This is a genomic window from Nocardioides sp. SYSU D00065, assembly GCF_017916425.1.
Taxonomy (GTDB): domain Bacteria; phylum Actinomycetota; class Actinomycetes; order Propionibacteriales; family Nocardioidaceae; genus Nocardioides.
This window is the reverse complement of sequence record NZ_JAFMSX010000001.1, coordinates 355757-381913: the sequence shown is the minus strand read 5'-3', so window position 1 is coordinate 381913 and position 26157 is coordinate 355757. Positions and strand designations below refer to the sequence as shown.

The window sequence follows — 26157 nt, the reverse complement described above, 5'->3', positions numbered from 1 at the left end:
TTGCGGGTCGGTGCTTACTTGATGACGTAGATCGTGAAGAACAGGCCGATCCAGACCACGTCGACGAAGTGCCAGTAGTAGGACACGACGATCGCGGTCACGGCTTGCTCATGGGTGAAGCGCCTGGCCAGGTAGGTGCGGCCCAGGACGAACAGGAAGGCGATCAGGCCGCCCGCCACGTGGATGCCGTGGAAGCCGGTGGTCAGGTAGAACATCGAGCCGTAGGACGAGCTCGGGATCGTCACGCCGTGGTGGATGAGCTCGGCGTACTCGAGCGCCTGGCCGCCGATGAAGATCGCGCCCATGACGTAGGTGAGGATGAACCACTCGCGCAGTCCCCACTTGGTGAAGTTGAGCAGCGCGCCGGTGCGGCCCACCTGGCCGCGCTCGGCGGCGAACACGCCCCACTGGCAGGTGAACGAGGACGCCACCAGGATCGCGGTGTTGGCGGTCGAGAACGGGACGTTGAGCTTCGCCGTCTCCTGCGCCCACAGCTCGGGGCTGACCGCCCGGATGGTGAAGTAGGAGGCGAACAGCGCCGCGAAGAACATCAGCTCGCTGGAGAGCCAGATGATCGTGCCCACGCTGACCATGCTCGGTCGGTCGTGGTGCCCGTGCAGCCGGGATGCCGGAATCGCTGTTGCTGTCGCCACACCCGTCATTATGGCTGTTCGGGCAGGAGGAACCCACCCCGACCCCCTCTGTTGTGGCGTCATAAAGTTCACAGGGTGCTGATCCCCCTGTCCGCCGACGTCGAGACCCTCCCGAGATTCACGCTCGGACGGGTCTTCACCGAGTGGGGACTGGACCCCATCCCCTTCGTCGTCACGGTCTGGGCGGTGGGTCTGTACGCCCTCGGCGTGGGGGTCCTGCGCCGCCGCGGGGACCACTGGCCGCTCGGACGCACGTTGGCGTTCGTCGCGCTGGGGATGGGCTCGTTCTTCTTCGCCACCATGTCCGGCCTGGGGCGCTACGACACCACGCTGCTGAGCGTGCACATGGTCCAGCACATGCTGCTGTCCATGGTCGTCCCGCTGGCGCTGGCGCTCGGCGCCCCCGTGACCCTGGCGCTGCGCACGCTGCCCGCCGCGCCGCGTCGTTGGCTGCTCGCGGTGCTGCACTCGCCCGTGGCCAAGGTCCTGGCGTTCCCGCCGCTGGCCTTCGCGCTCTACGTCGCCTCGCCGTGGGCGCTGTACTTCAGCCCGTGGTACGACGCCAGCCTGGCCTCGGCGTACGTCCACGAGGTCATGCACGTCCACCTCGTGCTGGTCGGCACGCTGTTCTTCTGGCCGTTGATGGGCATCGACCCGGTCCCCGGACGTGTGTCCCACCCGTTCCGCGTCCTGCTGACGCTGATGACGCTGCCCTTCCACGCCTTCCTCGGCGTGACGATCATGGGCCAGACCACCCTGATCGGCGGCGAGCACTACCTCGCGCTGCGCGAGGGGCCGATGGGCGCCTGGCTGCCGCCGGTCCTGGACGACCAGCACCTCGCCGGCGGGATCCTCTGGGCGAGCGGGGACCTGATCGGCGTGCTGTTCTTCGCCGTGCTCTTCATCCAGTGGGTGCGCTCGTCGATGAAGGAGGCCGCTCGCGAGGACCGGCGCCTGGACCTCGCCGAGCGGCGTACGACCCCGCGCTGAGCCACCACGCGAGCCCGGGCTCTGCGCCCCTGCGGGCACGGCTACCATGCTGGCGTGACCCACGCTGCCCCCGCCGATCGCCGAATCAAGGTCCTCGTCTACAGCGACGACGTGAACACGCGCCAGCAGGTGATCCTGGCGCTGGGCCGCCGCCCGCACCCCGACCTGCCGGAGCTGGAGTACGTCGAGGTGGCCACCGAGCCGGTCGTCCTGCAGAACATGGACCGGGGCGACATCGCGCTGGCCATCCTCGACGGCGAGGCGGTCCCCGCCGGCGGCATGGGCATCGCCAAGCAGCTCAAGGACGAGATCTACCAGTGCCCGCCGGTCATCGTGCTGACCGGCCGGCCGCAGGACGCCTGGCTCGCGACGTGGTCGCGCGCCGAGGCCGCCGTGCCGCACCCGATCGACCCGATCCAGCTCGCCGAGTCGGTCATCGCCCTGCTGCGACCGTCCGTGCCCGCCACGTCCTGACACCGTCGGGGCGGCGTGTCCGGGCCCCACTAGCCTGAGCCCATGTCCCAGACCTGGCCCGACGTCCTCTCCACGCTGGTCGCCGGTCGCGACCTGACGGCGGAGCAGGCGCGATGGGCGATGGGCGAGGTGTTCGCCGGGGCGGCCACCCCCGTCCAGCTGGCCGGGTTCGTCGTCGCGCTGCGCGCCAAGGGCGAGACGGTCGAGGAGGTCTCCGGCATCGCCGAGGCCATGCTCGCGGCCGCCAACCCGATCTCGGTGCCCGGGCGGCTGCTCGACGTCGTCGGCACCGGCGGGGACCGGTCGATGTCGGTCAACATCTCCACGATGTCGGCGATCGTCGCAGCAGGTGCCGGGGCGCGGGTCGTCAAGCACGGCAACCGCTCGGCGTCGTCGCAGTCCGGATCAGCCGACGTGCTCGAGGCTCTCGGCATCCGGCTCGACCTCGCACCGGCTCGGGTCGCGGAGGTGGCGCAGGAAGCCGGCATCACGTTCTGCTTCTCGGCCGCCTTCCACCCCGCGATGCGCCATGCCGCCGTGCCGCGGCGCGAGCTCGGCATCGCCACGACGTTCAACATCCTGGGCCCGCTCACCAACCCCGCGCGCCCCCAGGCGCAAGCCATCGGGTGCGCCGACCCGCGCATGGCGCCGGTGATGGCCGGCGTCCTGGCCCGGCGCGGCGTGGACGCCTGGGTCTTCCGGGGCGACGACGGGCTCGACGAGCTGACGACCACGTCCACCTCGACCCTGTGGCGTGTCCACGACGGCGAGGTCACGCAGCTCTCGGTCGATCCGGCCGCGTACGGCATCCCCGGGGCCACCGCGGAGGACCTGCGCGGCGGCGACGCGACCCACAACGCCGATGTCGTGCACCGCCTGCTGGCCGGGGAGGCGGGTCCCGTCCGCGACGCGGTCGTCCTCAACGCCGGCGCCGCTCTCGCCGTGCACGGCTCGCCGGACGAGGACGTACAACCTGCCCTCGCGGCCGGCATGGCGCGGGCGGCGGAGGCGATCGACTCGGGCGACGCCGCAGCTGCGCTCGACCGCTGGGTCGCGGCGACGTCGGCCTGAGCCGTAGCCGTCCTCAGAGCTCCAGGACGTACGACTCGCCCTCTCGGCGGAACCCGAGGCGGCCGTAGTAGGCGCCCACCATCCCCGGTGGGGTCACGACCCGGCGGATGCCGCGCTCGGCGAGCAGCCCGCTGCGGCGCCAGACGAACTCGCCGGGGGAGAGGTCGCGGTACCTCGGGGTGACGTAGTCGAGGAGCACCTCGGCGGTCTCTCCGTGCTCGCGCAGCAGCACGACGCCGACCGTCTCGTCGCCCTTCTGCACCACGAACGCGTCGTGCGTCTCACCCGGGTCGTGCACGAACCCGGGGTTGAACCGGAGGATGTCGGCCCCGTGCACGCGCAGGGTGTGCCGCAGGTACTCGTCGCCCGGCCCCACCTCGAGCACCTCGAAAGCCGACTCGTCGTGACGCTCGCGGACCAGCCGAGCGATGAACCAGACGTTGATGGCCACCAGGACGACGTTCATCCCGACCATGGGCCACACCCCGAGCATGGCGTTGAAGACGATGAGGATCACGCACGCGATCGCGTTGAGCAGCCGCAGCCGCAGCACGCTCGCCTGCAGCAAGGAGTAGACCAGGAGGGCGCTTCCGCCCCAACCGAGGACGTCCAGCCAGTGGTCAACGAGCCAGCTCACCGCCGAAGGGTAGCCGTGCGCGATGGCTCTCGTCCGCTTGGCGTACGCGGTCGTCCTGACCGCCGCGGGCGTGGCGCTACGGTGGGGCCATGATCACCGCCATCGTCTTCGTCAAGGCCGACGTCGCGCGCATCCCGGAGGTCGCCGAGGCCATCGCCTCGCTCGACGGTGTCAGTGAGGTCTACTCCGTCACCGGGCAGATCGACCTGATCGCCCTGGTGCGGGTGCGCGAGCACGAGGACGTGGCGTCCGTCGTCGCCGACAGGCTCAACAAGGTCGACGGCGTCACCGAGACCGAGACGCACATCGCCTTCCGCACCTACTCCCAGCACGACTTGGAGTCCGCCTTCAGCATCGGGCTGGACTGAGCGGCACCGCCGGCTCTCAGCGCACGGGACGGTGGACCGGTGAGGGAAGCCGGTGCTCGTCGAAGGGCACGAGCGAGAGACGCGACTGATTGACGGCGTCGTAGAGCGCGAGGTGGCGGGCGGCGCCCCCGAGCGGGCAGATCCACTCGCCTGCGACGTCGACGAGGCGCACGCCGGGCGACTCCAGCCACCGCAGGATCTTCTCCGACTCCTCCGCAGTGGCAGCGGGCACCGGTCCCGGGGCGCCGCTCACCGTCTCCGCGCTGGCGGTGAGCTCGCGGACGTACTGGTGGGCGTCGGCCCCCGGTGGGATCACGCCCGCGGCGGCGAGCCGGCCGAACCGCACCACGTGCACCGACCACCGGCCGTTGTCCTCGCGCCGCGCGGCGACGATCTCCGAGCAGCGGGTCAACGCCGACAGCCGCTGGGTTCGCGCCGCCGCTCGCACGAAGGTCGCCAGCCGGTCCCGGTGTACCCCCGCCTCCTCGAACCGCTCGCGCTCGGCGAGGGCGCTCATCCGCTGGTTGATTACCTCGACCACCTCCTGCGGGTCACGCAGGAGGGTGTCGCGCAGCTGGCGCACCACAGCGGCGTAGGTCGCCTCGTCGGTCGAGCCGTCGCAGGGCGACAGGCACCGACCCATCTCCGCGAGCGCGCACGCCGATCCGGACGGGACGCGCGGCAGCCGGCCGCTGCACTGGCGGACCGGGAAGGTCTCGTGCAGGGCGGCCAGGCACTTCTCCGCGGTCTTCTTCGAGGAGAAGGGCCCGAGGTAGTCGGCGTCGTCGTCGAGCACCTTGCGCACCAGCGAGAGCCGCGGCCACGCCTCCCGTGTGAGCTTGACGAAGTGCACCTTCTCGGGGAACCGCGAGCGTCGGTTGTAGCGCGGCTTGTGCTCGGCGATGAGGCGCAGCTCGCGCACCTCGGCCTCCAGGGGAGTGGCGCACTCGATGCCGGTGACCGAGCTGGCCAGGCCGACCATCTCGCCCATGCGACTGCGCGTCTCGGAGGCGGTGAAGTAGGTGCGCACCCGGGTGCGCAGGTCGCGGGAGGTGCCGACGTAGAGGACGCGGGAGGAGTCGTCGCGGAACAGGTAGACGCCGGGAGCGTGGGGGAGGCCCTCGGCGAGGTGGCGCTTGCGCCGCTGAGCCGTGCTGACTCGGGCGGAGAAGGTCTGGAGCTCCTCGAGGGTGTGCACGCCGAGTGCGCCGAGGCGCTCCATGAGGCCGTGCAGCACGTCGACGGTGGCGCGGGCGTCGGACAAGGCGCGGTGGTTGGGGGTGGTCGCGGAGTTGAACAGCTTGGCCAGCGACGACAGCTTGCAGTTGGGCGCGTCGTCGCGGGTGATCACCCGGCGCGCCAGCTTGGCGGTGTCGAGCACCTCGACCTTGGGCCACGGTCGGCCCTGCTGGCGGGCGAAGTGCTGGAGGAAGCCGATGTCGAAGGGGGCGTTGTGGGCCACCAGGACGCAACCGGCAGCGAACTCGAGGAACGCCGGCAGCGCCGACTCGATGGGCGGCGCGTCGTGGACCATCGAGTTGCTGATGCCGGTCAGCACCGCGATGAACGCGGGGATCTCGGCGTGGGGGTTGACCAGTGTCTGGAACTCTCCGAGCACCTCCCCGCCGCGCACCTTCACCGCGCCGATCTCGGTGATCATCGAGCCGCCCTCGGCCGAGCCCCCGGTCGTCTCGAGGTCGACCACGCAGAAGGTCGTCTCGCGCAGCGGCCGTCCCAGCTCGTCGAAGCTGCGCTGCGCCTCCCAGCGGGAGCCGTCCCGCGCGGCGCGGTGGGCGGTGGTGCTCATGGGCGACGACGCTAGACGTGGGATCCGACAACGACGTGGCAACGCGCGGACTAGGCTTGCCGCGCCGTGCGTTCGTACGATCCTCGACCCCGGGAGCAGCCGTGACCGACCAGACAGCCGACCTCCGCGCTCCCCGCGACGGCGAGCGGTGGCGCTGCGCGGCCTGTGGCAACCTCACCCGGTTCGACGTCACCCGCACGCGCCGGACGACGGAGTACTGGCACTTCGACCTCGCTGGGACCCACCAGGTCGAGGAGGAGACGGTGCGCTCGGAGGTCGTCGAAGCGGTCGCGTGCCGCTGGTGCGGGCGCTCCGACGCCGTCGAGGTCGTCGACCGCGCGGCGGCCGACACGGCCACCGATCCGGCCGCCGGATGACGAGACGTCCGTGACGGACCAGGCGCCGTTGCCGGAGCGGCTCCGCCTGCGGGTGGTCGCGCTGGTCGCGGCGGTGCTGCCCTCGGTGGTCCCGGTGCCGCCCTCGCTGCGCAAGGTGGCCGGATTCGCGCCCGCCCGCCGGGCGCGCCTGGGGGCGGGCGTGATCTGGGACGCGCTCGCCGACGAGGCGTTCCGTGAACGCGCCGCCGTCCAGGTCGCCGCCCTGCCGGTGAGCACCGCCGACCCGGTCGACCTCGCCGCCCGCGCCTGGCTTACCCGGGACGACGGCTGGGAGTCGATGGTGGCCGGCGTCGTCGAGAGCCTGGACACGGCCGAGGACGACGAGGACCGGGCCCGAGCCGAGCTGGGGCGCCTCGTCGCCCAGGTGGCCTCGCTCCAGGCGGAGCTCGCCTCGGTGCGCTCAGGGCACCGCGACGAGCTGGAGCGCCTCCGTGGCGACCACAAGGTCCTGCGCCAGCGACTCGGCGAGGCCCGCAGCCAGCTGAAGGCCGCCGAGCACGAGCGGGACGCGGCGTACGCCGCGCGCGATGAGGCGGTCGCTGCCGCGGACGCGGCCACCCGCGCCGCCGAGGCGGAGGTGCGGCGGGTCCGCGCCCAGCTCGAGGCTGCCGAGTCCGGGCTCGCCGCCTCGCGCCGCGACGCGCGCTCCGAGCGTGACTCGGCGACCGTCCGAGCACGGCTGCTGCTGGACGCGGTCGTCGAGTCCGCGACGGGCCTGCGCCGCGAGCTCGGCCTACCCGCCGTCGACGGGGCACCGGCGGACTCGGTCGAGGCGGAGCTGGCCGGCGTCGAGGCGGCGCCCGCGTCCGCGGCGCCGATGAGCTCCACGCTGCTCGAGCAGGTGCTGGGCATGCCGCGCGCGCGACTCCTCGTCGACGGCTACAACGTCACCAAGCAGGCGTGGCCGACGGCCAGCCTGGAGGCTCAGCGCAGCCGGCTCGTCGCCGCGCTGGGACCGCTCGTCGCGCGCACGGGCGCCGAGACGACGGTGGTCTTCGACGCCGCCGAGTCGATGACCCGGACGGTCATGCCCGCGCCTCGAGGCGTGCGGGTGGTCTTCAGCCCTCAGGGCGTGATCGCCGACGACGTCATTCGGCAGCTGGTGGCCGCGGAGCCGCGCGGGCGCGTCGTCGCGGTGGTGACCGACGACCGGGCACTGGGCGGCGACGTCGTGCGCAGCGGCGCCCGCGCGGTCCCGGCGTCGGCGTTGTTGGGGATCATCTCCGGCTGACGACCATCCCGTGCGTCACCCCTCGTGCGCCGTCGGCGGGCCGTTGTCGGTGCCTCCTGTCACCGTTCCGGACATGACGACACGGATCGACTGCGACACCTGTGTGGTGCGCGGCCTGCACTGCCACGACTGCGTGGTGACGGTGCTCCTCGGACCGCCACCGGAGCTCACCATCGACGACGACGAGATGGCCGCGCTCGACGTGCTCGCCTCGGGCGGCCTGGTGCCGCCTCTGAGGCTCGTCGAGCCGGTGGACGGGCCGGTCATCGAGTCCGCGTGACACCTCGTGACAACTTCCGCCGAAGATTGGCGAGGTCATCGCGCGGCGTCTAGGGTGAGTGCTGACGTCCGTGGCAGTGGGTCACCCGGCCCGCGCGGGCGTCGCGCCGAGTCGTGGGCCACATCGTGCAGCACCTGTGGCCGACGAGCCGGGGAACCACACTTCCCCCTGGGGTGAATCCCCTGTGAGGCGTGCCGCGCGAGCAGCACGTGGAGCAGGGGTAGGACACGTCGTGCCGAACCCGTCAGCTCACCCGGTAGGCGTACGACACCCCGAGGAGTTCCCCCGCTCGTGGCTCACCCCCGCAAGCGTGCCGGCGCGACCGTTCTAGGTCTCTCCGCGATCGCTGCCCTTGCCTTCGTCCCCGCCACCCCCGCTCAGGCCGACCCCGACATCGAGGACGTGAAGGCCCGCGTCGACCGCCTCTACCACGAGGCCGAGGCCGCCCAGGAGCGCCTCCACGACGCCCGGCTCGACCTCGCCGACCTGCGCCGCGACCTCAGCGGCCTCCGGGCCGACCAGGCGCGCCAGGACGACCGCCTCGAGGAGGTGCGCGACCAGGTCTCCGACGCCGTCGTGCGACAGCTCGAGGGCGAGGGGATCTCCACCGTCGGCCAGGTCGTCGTGTCCGAGGACCCCGGGTCGTTCCTCGACACGCTGTCCACCATGTCGTCGTTCAACGACCTGCAGAGCTCGCTGCTGGCCGACTACGACACCGAGCTCGAGGCGCTCGAGATCCGCCGCGAGGCGACGGACGCCCGCACCGCTGAGATCGCGGAGATCACCGAGCAGCTGAGCGCGGAGAAGGAGACCGTCGACGACAAGCTCGCCGAGGCCAAGGCGCTCCTCGCCGACCTCGAGGAGGAGGAGCGCGAGCGTCTGCTGGACACCGCCTCGCGCAGCGAGACCACCCGCGCGCCGGCGTCGGTCCCGGCCTCCGGCCGTGCCGCCGCCGCCGTCCAGTACGCGATGGCCCAGGTGGGCGACGCCTACGTCTACGGTGCGATGGGCGAGAGTGCCTTCGACTGCAGCGGCCTGACCATGCGCGCGTGGGCGCAGGCCGGCGTCTCCCTGCCGCACTCGTCCAGCGCCCAGTTCGGCTCCGGTCCGCGCATCGCGGCCAGCGACCTCCAGCCCGGCGACCTGGTCTTCTACTACAGCCCGATCAGCCACGTCGGCATGTACATCGGCAACGGGATGATCGTGCACGCGGCCAACCCCGGCTCCGGCGTCACCGTCTCGGGCCTCTACTCGATGCCCTACGTCGGCGCGGTCCGTCCTGGCTGACCAGCGGTCCTCGAAGGCCGGTCGTCCACTCCTGTGGGCGGCCGGCCTTTCGCTGTGCCTGGTGGTCGCGCTCGTCGCCGTGTTCCTCGTGCGCGACGGGCGGCACGAGGTGGACACCGGCCCGCTCGACGTACGACGCGCGAGCCCCGGCGACGCAGCCGCGGTCCTGTCGGCGTTCGCGGCGGCGGTCGGTGACCGCGACCCCGACGCGCTGGCGGCCCTCGCGCCGTCCGGCGACGACCAAGCGGCCAGGGTGCTGGCCGGGGTGGCCCGCAACGTCGAGGCCGCCCACCTCACCGGGGTAGGCGCCCGCTACGTCGACCAGGTGGGTGTGGTGGCGGCCGACGGCAGCTGGTCGGGCGTCGTGGAGATGACGTGGCAGGTCGACGGGTTCGACCGGATGCCGTCGGCGGCCGACGTGATCGTCGACTTCGCCCCGGACGGGGCGGACCTGGCCATCGCCGGCTTCGGCGGCACGGAGCCCGGCAGCCGGACGCCGCTGTGGCTGCACGGGGAGCTCGCCGTCGCCACGGCGCCCGGCGTCCTCGTCATGGTTGACGGCTCCGCCGCCGCGGCGGAGGTGGTCGCACGACGAGCCGTCCGCGGCGTCGCCGTGGTACGCCGGGTGCTGTCCGGCTGGACGACGCCGGTGGTCGTCGAGGTGCCCGGCAGCGCCGCCGACCTGGACGCGGCGCTGGGCGCCGACCCCGGGACGTACGCCGGCGTGGCCGCCGTGACGGCGACGGCAGGCAGCTCGACGGATCCCGGCGCGCCTGTCCACGTCTTCGTGAACCCCGAGGTGACGGCCGGCCTCCGTCGCGCCGGGGCGCAGGTGGTGATGAGCCACGAGCTGGTGCACGTCGCCACCGACGCGGTCCGCACGCCGATGGAGCCCTGGCTGCTCGAGGGGTTCGCCGACTACGTCGCCCTCCGCGGCACGCGCCTGCCGGACCCGGTCACGCTCGGACGCGCCATCGCCGCGGCACGGCGAAACGGGGTGCCGCGGACGCTCCCCACGGCCGCGGACTTCGACACGCGCGCACGCGACCTGCAGGCGCGCTACGAGGAGGCCTGGCTGGCCTGCCGCGTCATCGCGGAGCGGCTGGGGGAGCGGGGGCTGGTGGGCGTTTATCGCGACGCGGCCGCCGGCCAGCACATTACCTCGGCTCTGGCTCGCGCTGGACTGTCCGAAAGAGCACTGACGTGGACCTGGCGGAACCGGCTCGCGGGCTTCGTGGTTGACGCGCTTCAGTAAGTCGTTCGCAGCCGCTGGGTCACGTTTGTCGTGTCCCGGCGCGCTGCCAAGCCCTGTTGGAGGCCGATACAACGCCGCCGAAAAGCAGCAAGGGGCTGGCGGCCGCGAATGTCACGGCCCCAGCCCCTTGCCAGGAAATCAGTTGTCGCTGTCCCATCCGTTGACCGTGCCGGTGAGCTCGCCGAAGAACCCGGCAAGTGCGTCACCGAACAGGCCGACGGCCAGAACGATGCCGAAGGCGATGAACGCCACCAGCAGGGCGTACTCAGTCGCTGTAGCACCCTCCTCCTCGTCGCGGCCGAGGAGGAACTGAAGGAAGAGGTTCTGAAGCATCGGAGTTCTCTTTTCTGAGTCAGCGAAACGAGTTCGTTGGAACTCGCTAGTACGAAGTGAATCTGATCGGGCGCCTGATCACGCGAATCAGGTGTTCAGTGCTGCGCTCTCGCTACGGCAGCCCGGACAGCATCAGTTGGCGCCGGTGCCGCTGCCGTCCCAGCCGCCGACCGTGGTCGTCAGCTCGCCGAAGAAGCCGGCGAGGGCGTCGCCGAAGAGGCCGACCGCCAGCACGATGCCGAAGGCAATGAAGGCGACCAGGAGGGCGTACTCGGTGGCGGTGGCGCCGCGCTCGCCCTTCTCGTCCTGGACGGTCATGAACTGGCGAAGAGCGATGAGCTTCTCAAGCATTGATGTCCCCTTGTGATCTGGATGGTGAGTCCTGGTCCGAGCCGCACAGGACCCGTCGACGAGAACTCTGCCGGTCGCGGGGTTTCGGCGAATCATGCGATCAGTCCTGAGGGGATAGTTCAATCGGACTACTCTCGCCTGGACAATTCAGAACTCGGAAGACATCTGATCGAGCAGCCCCATCCTCATCGCTGTGACTAGTGCCTGCGCGCGGTTAGCGGCCCCAAGCTTCTGGTAGATGTGCGTGATGTGCGTCTTTGCCGTCGAATCGCTCATGTAGAGGCGGGCGGCGATTTCGCCTGTGCCGAGGCCGTCGGCGAGGAGCACGAGGACCTCCATCTCGCGCACTGACAGGCGAGGTGTCGACGAGGCTGTCGCCCTGCGCACCATGGCGGCACCCAGGCTCGCGCACAGGAACGTCCGCGGCGCCACCGCTGCGTGCTTTGCAGCGCTCAGCACGTCACCGGCGCCACTGTCCTTGCCCACGAAGGCCGATGCGCCTGCCTCCATCGCGGCGAAGATGTGCTCGTCCCCGGCGTGCATCGTGAGCACGACGACGCCGGTGGTCTCGCTGACCGCTCTGACGGCGCGGACCACATCGAGGCCGGTGCCGTCGGGCAGCTGCAAGTCGGTGACGACCACATCGGGCTGCACCTCCGCCAACACGGTCAGGGCGTCGCTCACCGATCCGGCTTGGCCGGTGACGGTCATGTCGTCGTCGCGTTCGAAGGCCCGTGCGAGACCTTGACGGATCAGTTCGTGATCATCGACGAGCATGACGGTGGTGGTAGGCAACGATCTTCTCCTTGCGGTGATGGGGTTCAGGGGAGCGGCTGCTCATCTCCACGACGGTTCCGCCGCCGTGCCGGTCCTCGACGGTCAGCGTTGCGCCGATGTGTTCGGCCCGCTCGCGCATCGTGTGCAGGCCGTAGTGCTGCGCACGCGGGGCTGCGTTGCCGACACCGTCGTCCTCGATCCGTAGACACTGACCATCCCCGTCTGTTGTCCACAGCACCCACAGGTTCGCTGCGCGGGAATGGCGGCGGACGTTGCCGATCGCCTCCTGTGCTATGCGCAGAATCTCGGTCTGGACGCGTGACGGCAGCGGCGGACCGGCTTCGTCGAGGGTGAGGTGCACCCGAAGACCCGCTTGCATGCCTACGGTGTTGGCGTAGTCGGTCAAGGACGCGGACAACGAATGACCGGCGAGGTCGTGCCGCAAGTCGAAGATGGAGAACCGCAGCTCGGAGACCACGCGGGTGACCTCTGCGCGTAGAAGCATGGACAGCTCACGCGTCTGGGCCTCCTCGGTCACCGACGAGATCTCGTCGACGGCATAGCCGAGGGCGACTAGCTCCTGCGCTACCCCGTCGTGCATCTCTCGAGCTATCCGGTGCCGCTCCTCGGACGCCGCCAGCCCTCGGACGTCGTCGAAGATCAGAGCGGTGTCGAGACGGAGCGCGTGGCTGGCGGCGACGCGGGTCGCTGTCATCTCCGGTTCGCCGTGCCAGGACAGTAGGTCACCGAGGACCGCTACTGCGATCACGCGGTCCTCTGACATGACCGGTACGCAGAGCGTCTCGGGCGTCGCCACGACCTCGTCCGTGACGGACGCTGCGGCGTCCTCGAGACCCTCGATCGCGCCGCGGGACCACAGCAGCACCAGCGAGCCGTCCCGGTGGCGTGCGAACACGGCCGCGCGGGTGGCCTCCACTCGGTCGAGCAGGGCGCTGCCGAGCTGCTCGCTGGCACCAGAGCTGTCGAAGCCCACCTCGTTCTCGTGCGCCAAAGCCTGCAGCTGGACCAACAAGCGGTGCGCCTCGACCAGGGGCGCGCGAGCGTCGATCAGCTCCCGTAACGCGCGGGTCTGCCACGCCGCGAGCAGGCCCGTGCCGAGCCCGATGCCCAGCCAGAACAACCCCGCCTCCGCCACATGCGCGCTGGACGAGCCGATGTTGATGGTCACCGACAGCAAAGTGACGGCGCCGGCCAAGGTGGTGTTCAACACCGCGAGCCACCCGTGGCGCAGGCCTCCGACTACCGCCGGTACGGCCAGGTACACCAGGACGTACTCCCCGGCCTCCTGATTGCTCGACAACAACGCGCTGACAAGTACGCCTTCCACTAGCGGGAGCCAGACCAGGAGTCGGTCAGGTACTTCGCGCTCGAGGACGCACGTCACGGTGGCGACGAGGACGACAGCAACGAAGGGTAGGAGCACTCCGCGCGCTTCGCCGGCTGAGAGCACGCGGCCGAGAGCGAGCGCCAGGACGAAGACACGCGCCGCGGTCGTGACGCGCCAGAGGATCCCGGGCTGGTGGGTGCTCAGCATCAACGAACGCTACCTGCTGAGCAGGGGACCAAGCTGCAGGACAACTGGTCCCATGATGACGATGAAAAGGCAGGGGAGGATGAAGAAGATCAGGGGGAACAGGATCTTCACCGGGACCTTCTGCGCCTTCTCCTCGGCCCTCTGCCGACGCTTGACTCGTGACTCGGAGCTCTGGATCCGGAGCACGCGCGAGATCGGGATGCCGAGGCTGTCTGCCTGAACCATCGCCAAGCAGAAGGAACGTAGCTCGGCGAGCGTCGTCCGCTCGCCCATGGCCCGCATGGCTTCCGCTCGGCCTACACCGAGTTGCATCTCCTGCAAGAGGCGCGAGAACTCCTGTGACAGCGGACCGTCCGTGTTCTTCGCCACCCGTGAGACGGCCGCGTCGAAGCCCAGACCGGCCTCGACGGAGATCGTGAGCAGGTCGATGGCGTCGGGCAGCGAGTTGCGCATGAGCTCCTCTCGCTTGGTGCCGGCATTCCGAAGGAGGATGTTTGGAAGGACGTAGCCAAAGGCTCCGCCCGCACCGGTGCCCAGGAGAACCTGCGCGAAGGACGACTCTCGCGACACCATGAACAACAAGCCCATCACGCCGACGACAGCCATCGCGAGCACCTTGGTGCCGATGATGCGATTGACATCCCACGCCGGTGGGTTGCCAGCAACGTCGAGCCGATGCCGGATCTTCTCCGCCGTGTCCGCGCGGATCATGGTGCGACCGATGCCGACCAGACGCTCGCTGAACGGTGCGATCACGCGGTCGGTGAAGGACACGTCGATCTCGGTCGTGAGCTCCTTCGGCGCCGAGTTGATCGCCTGGACGGCGGCTACGGAGCGGCCGACCGCCCGGCGTTCGCTCGTCAGCACGCCGATGATCGAGAATGCGAGCAGCACCCCTGTGAAGATCAGCAGGGCCCCGAGGCCGAGGAACATCGTCGACGTCACGTCACACTTCGATCTTCGTCAGTCGTGAGACCACGAACTGGCCAACGAGGAGCAGAACCGCGGCAATCCCGATCATCACGTAGCCGGTCAGGGTCGTGTAGAGAGGCCGGACGAAGTCGGGTCGGACCGCCAGCATGTAGGCGAACATGACCGGCGGTAGCGCAGTCAGGACGTAGCCGGAGAACCGTCCCTCAGCGCTCAGCACGCGTACCTGACGGCGCAGATACTCGCGCTCGCGGAGTGTGTCGGACACCGTGGTGAGAAGCTCAGCCAGGTTGCCACCCACCTCGCGCTGGATCCGCACCGCCATGACCACCCAGGCGAAGTCTTGGGACTCCATGCGGTCGCCAACACCGTCGAGCGCATCCTCGATCGTCACGCCGAGCCTCTGCTCGACCAGTGCGCGCCCTAGCTCAGTCGCCATGGGCTCCTGGCCTTCGCGCACCACTGTGTCGACTGCTTGAGGGAGCGAGAGGCCAGCGGACAGGCCCCCGGCCATGAGGGTCAGCGTCTCCGCCAGCTGTGCGTTGAACGCTGCTAGCCGCTTGGCGTGCTTGCGACGCAACCACCACCACGGAACCACCACGCCCGCGACGAAGCACACGAACATCATCGCCCCGCCTTGGAAGACGAGACCGACGAATCCCGCACCGAAGGCAATGGCGGCGTGGAGCAGGAGCCACTCGGCGGGTTTGAACGACGAGCCGCCACCCGCGAGCCGCTTGGCCAACCGGTCCTCGAAGTCGCCCTTCACCACCTGACCGGCGAGATTGACGGCGGCGTCCTTTAGGTTTCCCTCCGCCTTCGAGCGGCGGCTCTCCGAGGCGGCAGTCGGTCCGCCGCCCTGGCCGAAGTAGCTATCGAGTCGCTGGTCGGTGAGCGACTTGCGTGAGCCGCCACCGAAGGCGAACGCAAGGACACCGGCAAAGCCGAGCCCGAAGGCGAGAAGGCCGAGTAGGAAGCCGTTACGGCCGACGACCGGGGCGCCCTGTTCGATGGCCTCCGGCGTGTCCGCTACCGCGAGGTGGCTTGCCAGCGACACGAAAGCGGAGTCGGAATAGTCGGTGCCGCCGGCTGAGATCGTGGCCTCCACCGTCTGCTCCCCGCTCACGCCCTCGGGCAGATCGAACGTCACGAGCACCTGGGAGGACAGAGCCTCGGCCTGCGCCGAGAACACCGCCTCCAGCGCGTCCGGATCGGCCGGGATGACCTGGCCACCTGTGGCGTCCGCTAGGTCACCTAGCGTCGCCTGCTGTTCGGGTGAGCGTCCCAGGGCGACGACGTCGACGACGACGCCCGCTTCGCCCGCGATCGTCGACATGTCCTTTGCTGTGGTCGCGCTGCCGGTGTCGGCGCCGTCGGAGAGCACGAGCACCGAGCGGGCACCGTCGCGGCCGGCCAGCTCGGCGGCAGCGGCCACCGCGTCGTGGAGCTTGGTGCCGGCCTCGAGGTCCACGGTCGCGAGCTCGTCGGTGATCGACTCGTGGTCGGTGGTGGGCCCGACCGGTTCCTGGACGGAGCCCGCGAAGGTGACCAGGCCGATGCGTACGTCGTCGGGCGCGGCGGCCAGGAACGAGTCGATGGCGTTCGTGGCGGCGGCAAGCTTCTCGCCCTCCATGCTGTTGCTGGTGTCGAGCACCAGCACCGTGGTCCGCTCGACCTGACTGCCGGCGACGGTCCGGGCTGTCGCGTCGACGCGCTCACCGCCGACCATGACGCTCGTGCTGCCGAGATCGGGGGTCGCCCGAGCGGGCAGCCTGTCGACACCGAGCAACAAGGAGACGGTGCCGTCCTCGGACTGCACGTGGTCGATGTCGATCTCGCCGGTGGCGTGCGCAGGAGCGCCCATTGCGCTCACACCAAGGCACAGGGCGACAGCGGCGATCGCCGGGACAGGCCTCATCGGAATCCCCCGCTCGTCGCAAAGACGGCCGGGTCCACCCGGACGCCGTGGTCGGCGAGCCGTTCCAAGAAGCGAGGTCGCAGACCGGTGGACACCAGCTCACCCTTGAACTTCCCCTGGTCGTTCATGCCGGCGGAGAAGTCGAACATGAACACGTCCTGCGTGGTGATGATGTCGCCCTCCATGCCCACGATCTCCGTGATCGCGGTGATCCGGCGGGTGCCGTCCTTGAGGCGGGTCTGCTGGATGATGAGATCCACCGCGCTCGACACCTGCTCGCGGATGGCGCGCACCGGCAGGTCCATTCCCGCCATCAGCACCATGGTCTCCAGACGGGCCAGGGCGTCGCGCGGCGTGTTGGCGTGCAACGTCGAGATCGACCCGTCGTGGCCGGTGTTCATCGCCTGGAGCATGTCGAGCGCGGCGGCGTCACGGATCTCGCCGACGACGATGCGGTCTGGACGCATGCGCAGCGAGTTCTTGACGAGGTCGCGGATCGTCACCGCGCCCTTCCCCTCGATGTTGGGCGGGCGCGACTCCAGGCGCAGGACGTGGTCCTGTCCGAGCCGCAGCTCGGCGGCGTCCTCGATGGTGACGATACGCTCGTCCGAGGGGATGAACGACGACAGCACGTTGAGCGTGGTGGTCTTACCGGCGCCTGTGCCACCCGACACCAGGATGTTGAGACGCCCCTTCACGCACGCCTCGAGCAGGTTCGCCGAGGACTGCGTGAGGCTGCCGAAATTGATCAGGTCCTGGACGGTGTACGGATCCTCGGAGAACTTCCGGATGGTGAGCTTCGAGCCGTCGAGCGCCAGTGGCGGGATGATCGCATTGACACGGGACCCGTCGGGCAGCCGGGCGTCCACCATCGGGCTCGCCTCGTCGACGCGTCGGCCGATCTTGCCGACGATCTTGTCGATCGTGCGACGCAGGTGCGCCTCGTCGGAGAAGCTGGTGCCGGTCTTGACCAGCTTGCCGCCGCGCTCGACGTAGATCGAGTCGTAGGCGTTGACCATGACCTCGGACAAGTCGCCGTCGCGCAGCAGCGGCTCCAGTGGTCCGTAGCCCAGGATGTCGTCGGAGATCTCCTGGGTGATCCGGGTGCGGTCGGCACCGGACATCACCACGTCGGTCGCTGCCACGGCGCCTTGGAGGGCAAGCCGGACGTTGCTCTCCAGCTCGCTCTGCGTCATGTGGACGTCGTAGAGCTTCGGGCCGAGGGATGCGACGAGCTGAGCGTGCACCGCCCGCTTGACGTCGTCGAACGGGTCGCGTGTCGAGGCCTTCCCGCCAGCCCTCGGGGCGGCGGGGGACGGCTTGGACGGCGTCGGGTCCTGGGCGAGGTCCAGTCCTTCGGTGCGCGCGCGCTGAGCGGCAGCCAGTCTGTCGGTGAGCCCCATCTCAGGCCTTCCTCAATCGGAAACGTCCGGCGGAGGCGCGGGACCTCGTGTCCGCTTGCTCCTCCACCTCGGCGGCGTGGACCGCGTCGCCCGCGATGGACTTGGTGAAGGCCTTGATGGCCTTGCTGTTCGGGTGTCCGGAGTAAGCCAGCACCAGCGGCTCCCCGCGATTGACGGCCGTAAGCACCTCGCGGCTGGACACGAGGGTGCAGTCGGACTTGAGGCCCAGCGTCGACTCGTACTCGTCCACCGACAGGCCGACCTTGGCGTCCGCACGGTTGAGCACGAAGCGCCACTTCTCACGCGGGAAGTTGAGCAGGTCGAGCGTCTGCGTGGCGAGCTTGAGGCCCTTGAGGGCCGGGATGTCGAGGGTCCCCACCAGGATCAGGGTGTCGGTGCGGTCGAGGGCCGTGAGGGCGAAGTCGTCGAAGGCGCCCGAGGTGTCCACCACGACGTAGTCGTAGACCCGCACCAGCAGGTCCAGCAGCTTGCCGACGTCCTCGTTGGACGCCTGGTCCAGTGAGTCGATGTGGACGGGTGCCGCCACCACCCCGAGGGTCTTGCTGTACGGCGTCACGAGCGTCTCGATGGCGTCGACGGCGACGTCTCCGTTGAAGGCTGCTAGGTCGGTGAGCGTCCGCATGGGCGTGAGCTGCAGCATGATCGCGATGTCGCCGTTGTTGACGTCGAGATCGACGATGCAGACCGAGCTTCCCTGCTCGGCGAGCGAGACCGCGACGTTGGCCGCCATCAGGCTCTTGCCGACGCCACCCTTGGTCGAGAACACGGTCAGCATCCGCCCCGTCGGTCGCTCCGCGGCCTCGCGAGCCGCCTCGGCGCTCGCTCGGGCCTCGGAGAGGGCCGCCCTCGCGGCTGCTTCCGCGGCCGCCTGGGTCTCGTCCTCGAGGGTCTGGGAGATCGCGTTGGAGACGGAGCGTGCGCGGCTGACGGCGGTGGTGATGCCGGCGAGGTCGCGTGACTGGACGACCTCGCGCATCCCGCTGCGGAGAGCGGTCGAGAGCGCGTGGGCGTCGACCGTCTCCCTGAGAAGGATGACGCCCAGGTCCGGCTTGTTGACCCGTGCCCACTGCGAGAAGACGGCCGCTTCGTCCACGGGCACGGACGGGCCGATCACGACGGCGAATTCCTGCGGGGTGGCGGCTACGTGCTCCCCGAGGGCGTCCATGGACTCCAGCGGGACCGACCCGTGAAGCATCGCCTGCAGGACGCTGAGTCGCGACCGGTCCGTCTCGACGATCGCGGTCATCCAGCGGTCCCCCGGAACGTCTCGGGCAGGATGTCGACCGGGTTCACGCCAGGCTGGTTGTCCGACTGCGTCTCGCTGCCCAGCAACGCGAAGGTCAGGTCGGTCGTGCGGTCAGCCAGGACGAGCTTCTCGGCCTCCTCCTGGGTGACGGCCACCGTGAGTATCGTGCGCGGCACCTCCTCGGTGACCTGCGCCCCTTCCTCGTTGGTGACGGTGCGCGAGGACACCGAGGTGGTTCCGACCCCGATCACGGGCACCCGCGGGAGGATGATCCGGGTGACCGACGAGAGGGTCTGCTCCGTCCCGTCCGGCAGTCGCCGGATGGGAGTGGCGGCGGTGCCGAAGATGGCCACCTCGGACCCGGGATTGACGAACCCGGCGACGCGCTCGAAGTCCGTCAGCTCTACGGAGAGTGCCATCTTGTCGTCCGGGATCACCAGGTTCTCGATCGAACCGAGCGTGCCGAATCGGTCCGAGATGATCTGCTCGCCGGGATAGACCGTTCCCAAGGCGACGAGGTCAGCGATGGCGTCGGTGCTGGTGAGCGCGCCAGCCACCTTGTCGTCCTTGCGCACCTGCCGCGACTCGAACTTGCCTTCCTCCTGGGCGGCGCTGACGCTTTCGCCCGCCTCGATCACGGCGGTGGCCGTCAGCACCTCGACCAGCTCCTGGCCCTCCGTGGCGCGCTCGTCGATGCCCTGGACATAGAGGACGATCATGGCGGTGCCGAGGGCGGCGATGAGTACGGCGACGATGAGCAGCACGGGGCGGCGAGCCATCTTGGATCCTTCGGAGAGTCGTGACCTGGGTGCAGTTCGGGCGAGGGGACTCTCGCTCGATCGACGTGGACGACGTCCCCGTGCCATCGCGGGAGGTCCCGGTTCCGTCCCAGCGGCCCGAATCTAGGGGCGCCGCTGCGGTTGCGTGGGCTAAGCCGGGCAAACCACCCGAAGGCGGCATCCGGGTAGCCCGATGTGACTAGTCCGACGTAGTCATGGTCTAGCCCGCCGCCGGGGCCGCACGTCAGCCGCGGTAGAGCGCGTCGATCTCGGCGCGCGACTCCCGCGCGACCACCGCACGCTTGAGCTTGAGGCTCGGCGTGAGCTGGCCGCCCTCCTCGGTCCACTCTCCGGTCAGGATCGTGAACTTCCGGATCGCCTCCGCCTGGGAGACCGCCTTGTTGGCCTCGTCGACGCCCTCCTGCACGGCCGCGACGAGGTCCGGGTCGTCGACGAGGTCGGCCACGTCGCCGGACTTGCCGTGCTGCTCGGCCCACACCGGCAGGGTCTCGCGATCGAGGGTGACGAGGGCGCCGATGAAGGGCTGCCCGTCGCCGACGACCAGGCACTGGTCGACGAGCGGGTGGGCGCGGAGGCGGTCCTCGAGCACCGCCGGCGCGACGTTCTTGCCGCCGGCCGTCACGAGGATCTCCTTCTTGCGCCCGGTGATGCGCACGAAGCCCTCGTCGTCGACCTCGCCGACGTCGCCGGTGTGGAACCAGCCGTCGCCGTCCAGCGCCTCGGCGGTCGCGGCTCCGTCGCCCCAGTAGCCCGCGAAGACCTGGCCACCCTTGAAGAGCAGCTCGCCGTCGTCGCCCACCCGGACCGTCGTGCCCGGCAGGGGCCGGCCGACCGTGCCCACCTTCTGCGCGCCAGGGAGGTTCGCGGTGAGAGCGGCCGTGGTCTCGGTGAGCCCGTAGCCCTCGAGGACGGTGAGGCCGATGCCGCGGTAGAAGTGGCCGAGGCGGTCGCCCAGCGGCGCGCCGCCGGAGACGGCGTACGCGCAGCTGCCCCCGAGCGCCTGGCGCAGCTTGCCGTAGACGAGGCGGTCGAAGAGCGCGTGCTGCGCGCGCAGGCGCACGGGCACCCGCTTGCCGTCCAGGGCGCGCGACCAGGCGATGGCGACGTCGGCGGCGCGGTCGAAGATCCGGCCGCGGCCGTCGGCGGTGGCGCGCTGCGAGGCGGAGTTGAAGACCTTCTCGAACACGCGCGGCACGGCCAGGATGAACGTCGGCTTGAACTCGCCCAGGTCGACCACCAGGTTCTTGATGTCGGCGCTGTGACCCATCCGTGCACGGCTCTTCACGCAGCCGACCTGGATGATGCGGGCGAAGACGTGGGCGAGCGGCAGGAACAGCAGCGTGGAGGCGTCGTCGGTCTCGAACAGCTCGCCGAGCTCGTCGACCGCCACGCCGAGCTCGAACATGAAGTTGCCGTGCGTGAGCATGCAGCCCTTGGGCCTGCCCGTCGTGCCGCTGGTGTAGATCAGGGTGGCGAGGTCGTGCGGGGTCGCGCTCGTACGCCGCTCCTCGAGGACCTCGTCGGAGATGTCCGACCCGAGGCGCCCCAGCACGTCGACGGCGTTGTCGTGGATCGACCACACGTGCTGCAGCTCGGCCAGGTCGCCGGAGCGGCGCGCCTCGCGCACCCGGGCCAGGTGCTCCGGCGCCTCCGCGACGACCGCGCGAGCGCCCGAGTCCTGGAGGATCCAGCCGATCTGCTCGGCCGACGACGTCTCGTAGATCGGCACGGTGACCGCGCCGGCGAACCAGATGGCGTAGTCGAACAGCGTCCACTCGTAGCGGGTCTTCGAGAGCAGCGCGACGCGGTCGCCGACCGCCACGCCGGCGGCGACGAGTCCCTTGGCCACCGCGCGTACCTCGTCGTGGAACTCGGCCGCCGTGACGTCGACCCATCCCTCGCCCGTGTTGCGGCTGAACACCGGCGTGCTGCCCGCCTCGCGGGCGTTGGCGACGACGTCGTCGGTGAGGTTCCCAGTGGTGGGGACGGCGACGGAGAGCGGCGTGGCGAACTCACGCACGGTGGAACCTCCTGGGTCGAGCGGTCGACTGCGTTGCGCAGGCTATCGCCCGTCCCGGCTCCCCGAGCACGCCCGGTGCGGTGGGCTAGGCTCCGGCCATGGCCGAACAGACCTCCTCGTCGATCACCGTCGACGCACCGGCGGCCCGCGTCATGGCCGTCATCGCCGACTTCGAGTCCTATCCCGAGTGGGCCAAGGGCGTCCAGGTGGCGCAGGTCCGAGAGGTAGGCGCCGACGGCCGCGCCGAGCAGGTCCACTTCGCCCTCGACGTCTCGCCGATCAAGGACGAGTACACGCTTGCCTACGACTGGGACGGCGACCGGGAGGTCACCTGGTCCCTCGTCGAGGGCAACATGCTCAAGGCGCTCGACGGCGCGTACACGCTCGTCGAGCGGGGCGACGGCAGCACCGAGGTGACCTACCGGCTGGCCCTCGACGTGAGCATCCCCCTCATCGGCATGCTGAAGCGCAAGGGGGAGAAGATCCTCATCGACACCGCGCTGAAGGGCCTCAAGAAGCGCGTCGAGGCGCTCTGACGCTCGGGTCCGACATGCGGATCCTGCTGTTCACCGGCAAGGGCGGGGTCGGCAAGTCCACCCTGGCCGCTGCCACGGCGTGCGCCAGTGCTGCGGCCGGCCACCGCACGCTCGTGCTGTCCACCGACGCCGCGCACTCGCTCGCCGACGCGCTGGACGTGCCCGCGACCGGCGAGCCGAGCCCGGCGGCGCCGAACCTATGGCTGCAGCACGTGAACGCGCAAGAGCGGTTCGAGCGGTCGTGGAGCGACATCCAGGGCTACCTGCTCGCGGTGCTCGACGTCGCAGGCGTCGACCCGGTCGCCGCCGAGGAGCTCACCGTGATCCCTGGCGCGGAAGAGGTTCTCGCCCTGCTGGAGGTGCGCGCGCAGGCACGCTCGGGGGAGTGGGACGTGCTGGTGGTGGACTGCGCACCGACCGCCGAGACCCTGCGGCTGCTCGCGCTGCCCGAGGCGCTGGGCTGGTACATGACCCGCGTGCTGCCGGTCGAGCGCCGGGTCGTGAAGGCGCTCAAGCCGGTGCTCAGCCGTGCGGCTGGGGTGCCCATGCCCGGGGACCCGGTCTTCGACGCCATCGAGCGGCTGCACGCCGGGCTCGACGACGTACGCGCTGTGCTGACCGACCCGAGACCTCGGTGCGTCTGGTGCTGACGCCGGAGTCGGTGGTGCTGGCCGAGGCCCGTCGCGCCTACACCTTCCTCACGCTCTTCGGCTACGCCGTCGACGCGGCGGTGGTGAACCGCGTCTTCCCCGACGGCGGTGCCGACCCGTGGCGCGCGACCTGGGTGGAGGCACAGCGGAGGGTCCTCGCCGACGCGGCGGACTCCTTCGCGGGCCTGGACCTGCGAACCTCCACCTACCGCGCCAGGGAGCCGGTCGGCCACGACGAGCTGCTCGACCTGGCGCGGCAGGTGTACGCCGACGCGGACCCGCTGGCGCCCGGCGCGGGTCGGCCCGCGATGAGCGTCGTGTCGAGTCCCGGCGGCGCGGTGCTGTCCGTGCCGCTCCCGCTCGCCACGCGCGACGACGTACGTCTCGCGCGCAAGGGCGACGAGCTCGTGGTGACCGTGGCGTCGTATCGTCGCCTCCTGACGCTGCCCTCCGGGCTGGCGCGGCACCGCGTGGCGGGAGCTCGCGTGCACGACGGGGAGCTGCAGGTGAGGTTCGCCGCACCCGATGTCCCGCCGACCGCCAGCCCCGAGGAGACGACGTGAGCGACGAGGGACGGAACGACCAGGTCGGGTCGCTGGGAGAGGAGGCGGCGCGACTCCTCGGTGCCCTGTCCGGCTGGGCCCGCGAGCAGGCGGGCGGAGCCGGGGAGGGGTTGTCCGACCTTGCCGGGCACGCCGCGGCGTCCGCGCACGACCTCGACGAGCACCTCGCGACCGGCTCGACCGAGTGCACCGTCTGCCCGCTGTGTCGAGCGGTGCACGCGGTGCGGCAGCTGAGCCCGGAGGTGACGGCACACCTGTCCTCGGCCGTGACGTCGCTCGCTCAGGCCGCCGCAGCGGTCATGGCGACAGCGACCCCCCGCCCCGCGGAGCGCGAGGGTGTGGAGCACATCGACCTCGACGACGCGTGGCCCGAGGACGAGTGAGCCCGTCCGACCGGGGTGTCGTCGTGGGCGTCGACATCGGTGGCACCAAGGTGCTGGCGGGCGTGGTCGACGCGGCCGGCCGGGTCAGCGACACCGCGCGGCGTACGACTCCGGGGCGCCGGGTCCGCACCCGCCAGGTGGAGGACGCGCTGGTGGGGGCGATCCTGGAGTCGGCGGACGGTCGCCCGCTCGCCGGCGTCGGGGTCGCCGCGGCGGGCTTCGTCGACTCCTCCGGCGAGCGCGTGATGTTCGCGCCGCACCTGCCCTGGCAGGGCGAGCCGCTGCGCGCGCTGCTCGAGGACCGGCTCGGTTGTCAGGTCCGGCTGGACAACGACGCCAACTGCGCCGCTCGCGCGGAGGCGCACCACGGCGCGGCTCGCGGGGCGGGCTCGGCGCTGGTGATCACCATGGGGACCGGCATCGGGGGCGCGGTGCTGCTCGACGGCCGGGTCCTGCGCGGTGCCAACGGCATGGCCGGCGAGTTCGGTCACATGCAGGTCGTGCCCGGGGGCCAGGAGTGCGAGTGCGGCCGCAGAGGCTGCTGGGAGCAGTACTCGTCCGGCAACGCCCTGGTCCGCAACGCCCGCGCGCTCATGGCCGAGGAGCCGTCGGTGCTCGCGGAGATGACCGCCGGCTCGCCAGATCGGGTCACCGGTCCCATGGTCACCTCCGCCGCCGAGCAGGGCGACCTCGTCGCGCGGCGGGCGTTCGGTTCCGTCGGCGACTGGCTCGGTATCGGCACGGCCAGCCTGGTCGCGGCCCTCGACCCCGAGGTCGTCGTGATCGGGGGCGGCGTCTCGGCGGCCGGCGACCGGCTGCTGGAGCCGGCGCGCGCCGCGCTGCAGCGCACCCTCGTGGGGGCCGCCCACCGGGTCGTGCCCGAGCTCGTCGCGGCACGGTCGGGCCCGCAGGCCGGCATGATCGGCGCGGCCCTCCTCGTCACGGGGGCCGAGCGCTAGTCAGCCGCGCCGGTGGTCGGGCACCAGCTCCAGCGCGAGTCGCTCGAGGAAGAGTCCGACGTCGGTCACGACGCCGCGTCCCCGGCTGGCGCCCCGGTCGGTGATCCTGGTGACGGTGGCGGGGTCCCGGTCGACGCAGACGATGGGGACGGAGGCCGGGAGGATGCTGCCGGTGGCCAGCGAGTGCAGCCGGGTGGCCATCATCAGGCAGTAGCCGACGTCGTGGACCTCGGCCCGCATGGCGCGCTGGCCCTCGACGACGTCGGTGTGGACGTCGGGCAGCGGTCCGTCGTCGCGGACCGAGCCGACGAGGACGAATCGCCTGTCGTGGGTGACCAGCGCGTGCATGATCCCGCTCGTCACCAGCCCGTCGGCCACGGCGCCGGCGATCGAGCCGACCTTGCGGACGGTGTTGAGCGCGCGGACGTGGTGCTCGTGCCCGTGCTCGCCGGCCTGCGCGGACAGGTCCGACCGGGCGAGCGCGGTGGCGGCGCCACCGAGCCCGACCCCGATGTCGTGGCTCGCGAAGGCGTTGCCGGCGAAGAGGACGTCGACGAAGCCCGCCTCGATGAGCGCGACCATCGCGGGGACCGCCCCGGTGTGGACCACGCCCGACCCCACCACCCAGAGCAGGCGCTTGCCGTCGTCCTGGGCGCGGCGCATGTCGTCGGCCACCTGTCTGACGACCACGGCCTGAGGTCGGTCCGCGGTGTCGCCCCCGCCGAGGGTCGCGGCCGGGCCGCTCAGCTCCGCTTCCGGCAGGGACACGCGGATTCCGGTCGCCCCCACCACGATGCGCATGCCTGCCCGTACCTCGGACATCGGGACCGTGCGCACCCGCGTCCGGCCGGAGGAGGCGTCCACGACGAGCCCGCAGTCCATCTCCGGGTTCTCCACGTCGTGCCAGGTGTCCCCGAGCCGCACGCTCGTGACGAGGTCGGTCGTGGCGTAGAACCCGTCGGGCAGCACCCCGTCCTGGGTGGCCGTGTCGACGACGGCCTCGCCGGGGTCGAGCTGGTTGACGCCGCGGGCCTGCAGCCGCATCAGGAGCCGCTGCAGGGACGCGTCGTCCTCCGCGTGCACGGTGATGCGGGCACTGCTCGCGTCGGTGGCGTCGTGACCGACGTCGAACCGGTCGATGACGTAGTCGCCGCCGTAGTCGCGGATGTCGTCGAGCACCCGCGACAGGATCCCGCTGTCCATGAGATGCCCGGTGAGCTCGACCGTCTCCCGCGCTCCCACGGCCGCGACCCTATCGGGC

27 protein-coding genes, 1 pseudogene and 1 riboswitch are annotated in these 26157 nt (G+C 70.8%); of the genes and pseudogenes, 14 read left to right on the top strand and 14 right to left on the bottom strand.

The window, feature by feature from the left end:
• Window positions 1–14 precede the first annotated feature (14 nt).
• Window positions 15–662, bottom strand: a complete 648-nt coding sequence (locus J3P41_RS01885; RefSeq protein ID WP_210648563.1) for a heme-copper oxidase subunit III — start codon at window positions 660–662, stop codon at window positions 15–17.
• A 66-nt stretch (window positions 663–728) separates the two neighbouring features.
• Between J3P41_RS01885 and J3P41_RS01880 the strand changes: the two genes are divergently transcribed.
• The 3 genes from J3P41_RS01880 to trpD are packed head-to-tail and all read left to right on the top strand — an operon-like array spanning window position 729 to window position 3188.
• Window positions 729–1643, top strand: coding sequence for a cytochrome c oxidase assembly protein (locus tag J3P41_RS01880; protein ID WP_307861783.1), 915 nt, complete (start codon window positions 729–731; stop codon window positions 1641–1643).
• A gap of 54 nt (window positions 1644–1697) precedes the next feature.
• Complete coding sequence (locus tag J3P41_RS01875; RefSeq protein ID WP_210648562.1) at window positions 1698–2117, top strand: response regulator transcription factor; 420 nt, start codon at window positions 1698–1700, stop codon at window positions 2115–2117.
• A 42-nt stretch (window positions 2118–2159) separates the two neighbouring features.
• Window positions 2160–3188: an anthranilate phosphoribosyltransferase gene (gene trpD / locus J3P41_RS01870; protein ID WP_210648561.1), complete on the top strand. Its 1029-nt coding sequence runs from the start codon at window positions 2160–2162 to the stop codon at window positions 3186–3188.
• Between the two features lie 13 nt (window positions 3189–3201).
• Here the strand turns inward: trpD and J3P41_RS01865 are convergent, their stop codons facing one another.
• Entirely contained in the window at window positions 3202–3825 is a 624-nt protein-coding gene (locus J3P41_RS01865) for a YgjV family protein (RefSeq protein ID WP_210648560.1), read from the bottom strand.
• Between the two features lie 89 nt (window positions 3826–3914).
• Here J3P41_RS01865 and J3P41_RS01860 point away from each other — a divergent pair, with 89 nt between their 5' ends.
• Window positions 3915–4193, top strand: coding sequence for an Lrp/AsnC family transcriptional regulator (locus tag J3P41_RS01860; RefSeq protein ID WP_210648559.1), 279 nt, complete (start codon window positions 3915–3917; stop codon window positions 4191–4193).
• Window positions 4194–4209: 16 nt separating this feature from the next.
• Here J3P41_RS01860 and J3P41_RS01855 read toward each other — a convergent pair whose 3' ends face one another.
• Window positions 4210–6000: a DEDD exonuclease domain-containing protein gene (locus J3P41_RS01855; protein ID WP_210648558.1), complete on the bottom strand. Its 1791-nt coding sequence runs from the start codon at window positions 5998–6000 to the stop codon at window positions 4210–4212.
• A gap of 101 nt (window positions 6001–6101) precedes the next feature.
• Between J3P41_RS01855 and J3P41_RS01850 the strand changes: the two genes are divergently transcribed.
• From J3P41_RS01850 to J3P41_RS01830, 5 genes are all read left to right on the top strand, one after another.
• The gene (locus J3P41_RS01850) at window positions 6102–6377 is read left to right on the top strand and encodes a hypothetical protein (protein ID WP_210648557.1); all 276 of its coding nucleotides are present in this window, start codon (window positions 6102–6104) and stop codon (window positions 6375–6377) included.
• 10 nt (window positions 6378–6387) lie between these two features.
• Window positions 6388–7629 carry an NYN domain-containing protein gene (locus tag J3P41_RS19120; protein ID WP_210648556.1) on the top strand — a complete coding sequence of 414 codons (1242 nt, stop codon included), beginning with the start codon at window positions 6388–6390 and terminating at the stop codon, window positions 7627–7629.
• A gap of 73 nt (window positions 7630–7702) precedes the next feature.
• Complete coding sequence (locus tag J3P41_RS01840) at window positions 7703–7909, top strand: hypothetical protein (RefSeq protein ID WP_210648555.1); 207 nt, start codon at window positions 7703–7705, stop codon at window positions 7907–7909.
• 104 nt (window positions 7910–8013) lie between these two features.
• A riboswitch (cyclic di-AMP (ydaO/yuaA leader) is annotated at window positions 8014–8174 on the top strand.
• 26 nt (window positions 8175–8200) lie between these two features.
• Window positions 8201–9196 carry a C40 family peptidase gene (locus J3P41_RS19115; RefSeq protein WP_210648554.1) on the top strand — a complete coding sequence of 332 codons (996 nt, stop codon included), beginning with the start codon at window positions 8201–8203 and terminating at the stop codon, window positions 9194–9196.
• A 61-nt stretch (window positions 9197–9257) separates the two neighbouring features.
• Window positions 9258–10451 carry a hypothetical protein gene (locus J3P41_RS01830; protein ID WP_210648553.1) on the top strand — a complete coding sequence of 398 codons (1194 nt, stop codon included), beginning with the start codon at window positions 9258–9260 and terminating at the stop codon, window positions 10449–10451.
• 138 nt (window positions 10452–10589) lie between these two features.
• Here J3P41_RS01830 and J3P41_RS01825 read toward each other — a convergent pair whose 3' ends face one another.
• The 10 genes from J3P41_RS01825 to J3P41_RS01780 form a co-directional block, all read right to left on the bottom strand.
• The gene (locus tag J3P41_RS01825) at window positions 10590–10784 is read right to left on the bottom strand and encodes a Flp family type IVb pilin (RefSeq protein WP_210648552.1); all 195 of its coding nucleotides are present in this window, start codon (window positions 10782–10784) and stop codon (window positions 10590–10592) included.
• 132 nt (window positions 10785–10916) lie between these two features.
• A complete protein-coding gene (locus J3P41_RS01820) occupies window positions 10917–11135 on the bottom strand; it encodes a Flp family type IVb pilin (RefSeq protein WP_210648551.1) in 219 nt (72 codons plus the stop codon).
• Window positions 11136–11282: 147 nt separating this feature from the next.
• Window positions 11283–11930 carry a response regulator transcription factor gene (locus J3P41_RS01815; RefSeq protein ID WP_246861424.1) on the bottom strand — a complete coding sequence of 216 codons (648 nt, stop codon included), beginning with the start codon at window positions 11928–11930 and terminating at the stop codon, window positions 11283–11285.
• The gene (locus J3P41_RS01810; protein ID WP_210648550.1) at window positions 11899–13467 is read right to left on the bottom strand and encodes a sensor histidine kinase; all 1569 of its coding nucleotides are present in this window, start codon (window positions 13465–13467) and stop codon (window positions 11899–11901) included. Before J3P41_RS01810 ends, J3P41_RS01815 begins: the two co-directional genes overlap by 32 nt.
• 9 nt (window positions 13468–13476) lie before the next feature.
• Window positions 13477–14412: a type II secretion system F family protein gene (locus tag J3P41_RS19110; RefSeq protein ID WP_210648549.1), complete on the bottom strand. Its 936-nt coding sequence runs from the start codon at window positions 14410–14412 to the stop codon at window positions 13477–13479.
• A 1-nt stretch (window position 14413) separates the two neighbouring features.
• The gene (locus J3P41_RS01800; RefSeq protein WP_210648548.1) at window positions 14414–16315 is read right to left on the bottom strand and encodes a type II secretion system F family protein; all 1902 of its coding nucleotides are present in this window, start codon (window positions 16313–16315) and stop codon (window positions 14414–14416) included.
• Window positions 16312–17718, bottom strand: coding sequence for a CpaF family protein (locus tag J3P41_RS01795; protein WP_210648547.1), 1407 nt, complete (start codon window positions 17716–17718; stop codon window positions 16312–16314). Before J3P41_RS01795 ends, J3P41_RS01800 begins: the two co-directional genes overlap by 4 nt.
• 1 nt (window position 17719) lies before the next feature.
• A complete protein-coding gene (locus tag J3P41_RS01790; RefSeq protein ID WP_210648546.1) occupies window positions 17720–18985 on the bottom strand; it encodes a P-loop NTPase in 1266 nt (421 codons plus the stop codon).
• Window positions 18982–19764 (bottom strand): Flp pilus assembly protein CpaB, encoded by a 783-nt coding sequence (gene cpaB, locus J3P41_RS01785; RefSeq protein WP_210648545.1) that lies wholly within the window; start codon window positions 19762–19764, stop codon window positions 18982–18984. Before cpaB ends, J3P41_RS01790 begins: the two co-directional genes overlap by 4 nt.
• A gap of 244 nt (window positions 19765–20008) precedes the next feature.
• The gene (locus J3P41_RS01780) at window positions 20009–21805 is read right to left on the bottom strand and encodes a long-chain fatty acid--CoA ligase (RefSeq protein ID WP_210648544.1); all 1797 of its coding nucleotides are present in this window, start codon (window positions 21803–21805) and stop codon (window positions 20009–20011) included.
• Between the two features lie 98 nt (window positions 21806–21903).
• Between J3P41_RS01780 and J3P41_RS01775 the strand changes: the two genes are divergently transcribed.
• The 5 genes and pseudogenes from J3P41_RS01775 (at window position 21904) to J3P41_RS01765 (ending at window position 24896) form a co-directional block, all read left to right on the top strand.
• The gene (locus J3P41_RS01775) at window positions 21904–22341 is read left to right on the top strand and encodes an SRPBCC family protein (RefSeq protein ID WP_210648543.1); all 438 of its coding nucleotides are present in this window, start codon (window positions 21904–21906) and stop codon (window positions 22339–22341) included.
• A gap of 14 nt (window positions 22342–22355) precedes the next feature.
• A pseudogene (locus J3P41_RS18430) lies at window positions 22356–23197 on the top strand (ArsA family ATPase); the annotation flags it as partial.
• Window positions 23198–23299: 102 nt separating this feature from the next.
• Window positions 23300–23554 (top strand): hypothetical protein, encoded by a 255-nt coding sequence (locus J3P41_RS19390; protein WP_374192869.1) that lies wholly within the window; start codon window positions 23300–23302, stop codon window positions 23552–23554.
• Entirely contained in the window at window positions 23551–23937 is a 387-nt protein-coding gene (locus tag J3P41_RS18420; protein ID WP_246861422.1) for a hypothetical protein, read from the top strand. The genes J3P41_RS19390 and J3P41_RS18420 overlap by 4 nt, the downstream gene beginning before the upstream one ends.
• Complete coding sequence (locus J3P41_RS01765; RefSeq protein WP_307861781.1) at window positions 23934–24896, top strand: ROK family protein; 963 nt, start codon at window positions 23934–23936, stop codon at window positions 24894–24896. Before J3P41_RS18420 ends, J3P41_RS01765 begins: the two co-directional genes overlap by 4 nt.
• Here the strand turns inward: J3P41_RS01765 and J3P41_RS01760 are convergent, their stop codons facing one another.
• Window positions 24897–26138, bottom strand: a complete 1242-nt coding sequence (locus J3P41_RS01760; protein WP_210648541.1) for a TIGR00300 family protein — start codon at window positions 26136–26138, stop codon at window positions 24897–24899.
• Window positions 26139–26157 lie beyond the last annotated feature (19 nt).

What these genes read in the sequence shown, in the direction of transcription:
- cpaB (WP_210648545.1), bottom strand. Translation starts at nt 19,764, where the DNA reads ATGGCTCGCCGCCCCGTGCTGCTCATCGTCGCCGTACTCATCGCCGCC.
- J3P41_RS01860 (WP_210648559.1), top strand. Translation starts at nt 3,915, where the DNA reads ATGATCACCGCCATCGTCTTCGTCAAGGCCGACGTCGCGCGCATCCCG.
- J3P41_RS01885 (WP_210648563.1), bottom strand. Translation starts at nt 662, where the DNA reads ATGACGGGTGTGGCGACAGCAACAGCGATTCCGGCATCCCGGCTGCAC.
- J3P41_RS19390 (WP_374192869.1), top strand. Translation starts at nt 23,300, where the DNA reads ATGAGCGTCGTGTCGAGTCCCGGCGGCGCGGTGCTGTCCGTGCCGCTC.
- J3P41_RS01820 (WP_210648551.1), bottom strand. Translation starts at nt 11,135, where the DNA reads ATGCTTGAGAAGCTCATCGCTCTTCGCCAGTTCATGACCGTCCAGGAC.
- trpD (WP_210648561.1), top strand. Translation starts at nt 2,160, where the DNA reads ATGTCCCAGACCTGGCCCGACGTCCTCTCCACGCTGGTCGCCGGTCGC.
- J3P41_RS01800 (WP_210648548.1), bottom strand. Translation starts at nt 16,315, where the DNA reads ATGAGGCCTGTCCCGGCGATCGCCGCTGTCGCCCTGTGCCTTGGTGTG.
- J3P41_RS01825 (WP_210648552.1), bottom strand. Translation starts at nt 10,784, where the DNA reads ATGCTTCAGAACCTCTTCCTTCAGTTCCTCCTCGGCCGCGACGAGGAG.
- J3P41_RS01810 (WP_210648550.1), bottom strand. Translation starts at nt 13,467, where the DNA reads ATGCTGAGCACCCACCAGCCCGGGATCCTCTGGCGCGTCACGACCGCG.
- J3P41_RS01795 (WP_210648547.1), bottom strand. Translation starts at nt 17,718, where the DNA reads ATGGGGCTCACCGACAGACTGGCTGCCGCTCAGCGCGCGCGCACCGAA.
- J3P41_RS01840 (WP_210648555.1), top strand. Translation starts at nt 7,703, where the DNA reads ATGACGACACGGATCGACTGCGACACCTGTGTGGTGCGCGGCCTGCAC.
- J3P41_RS01790 (WP_210648546.1), bottom strand. Translation starts at nt 18,985, where the DNA reads ATGACCGCGATCGTCGAGACGGACCGGTCGCGACTCAGCGTCCTGCAG.
- J3P41_RS01855 (WP_210648558.1), bottom strand. Translation starts at nt 6,000, where the DNA reads ATGAGCACCACCGCCCACCGCGCCGCGCGGGACGGCTCCCGCTGGGAG.
- J3P41_RS01775 (WP_210648543.1), top strand. Translation starts at nt 21,904, where the DNA reads ATGGCCGAACAGACCTCCTCGTCGATCACCGTCGACGCACCGGCGGCC.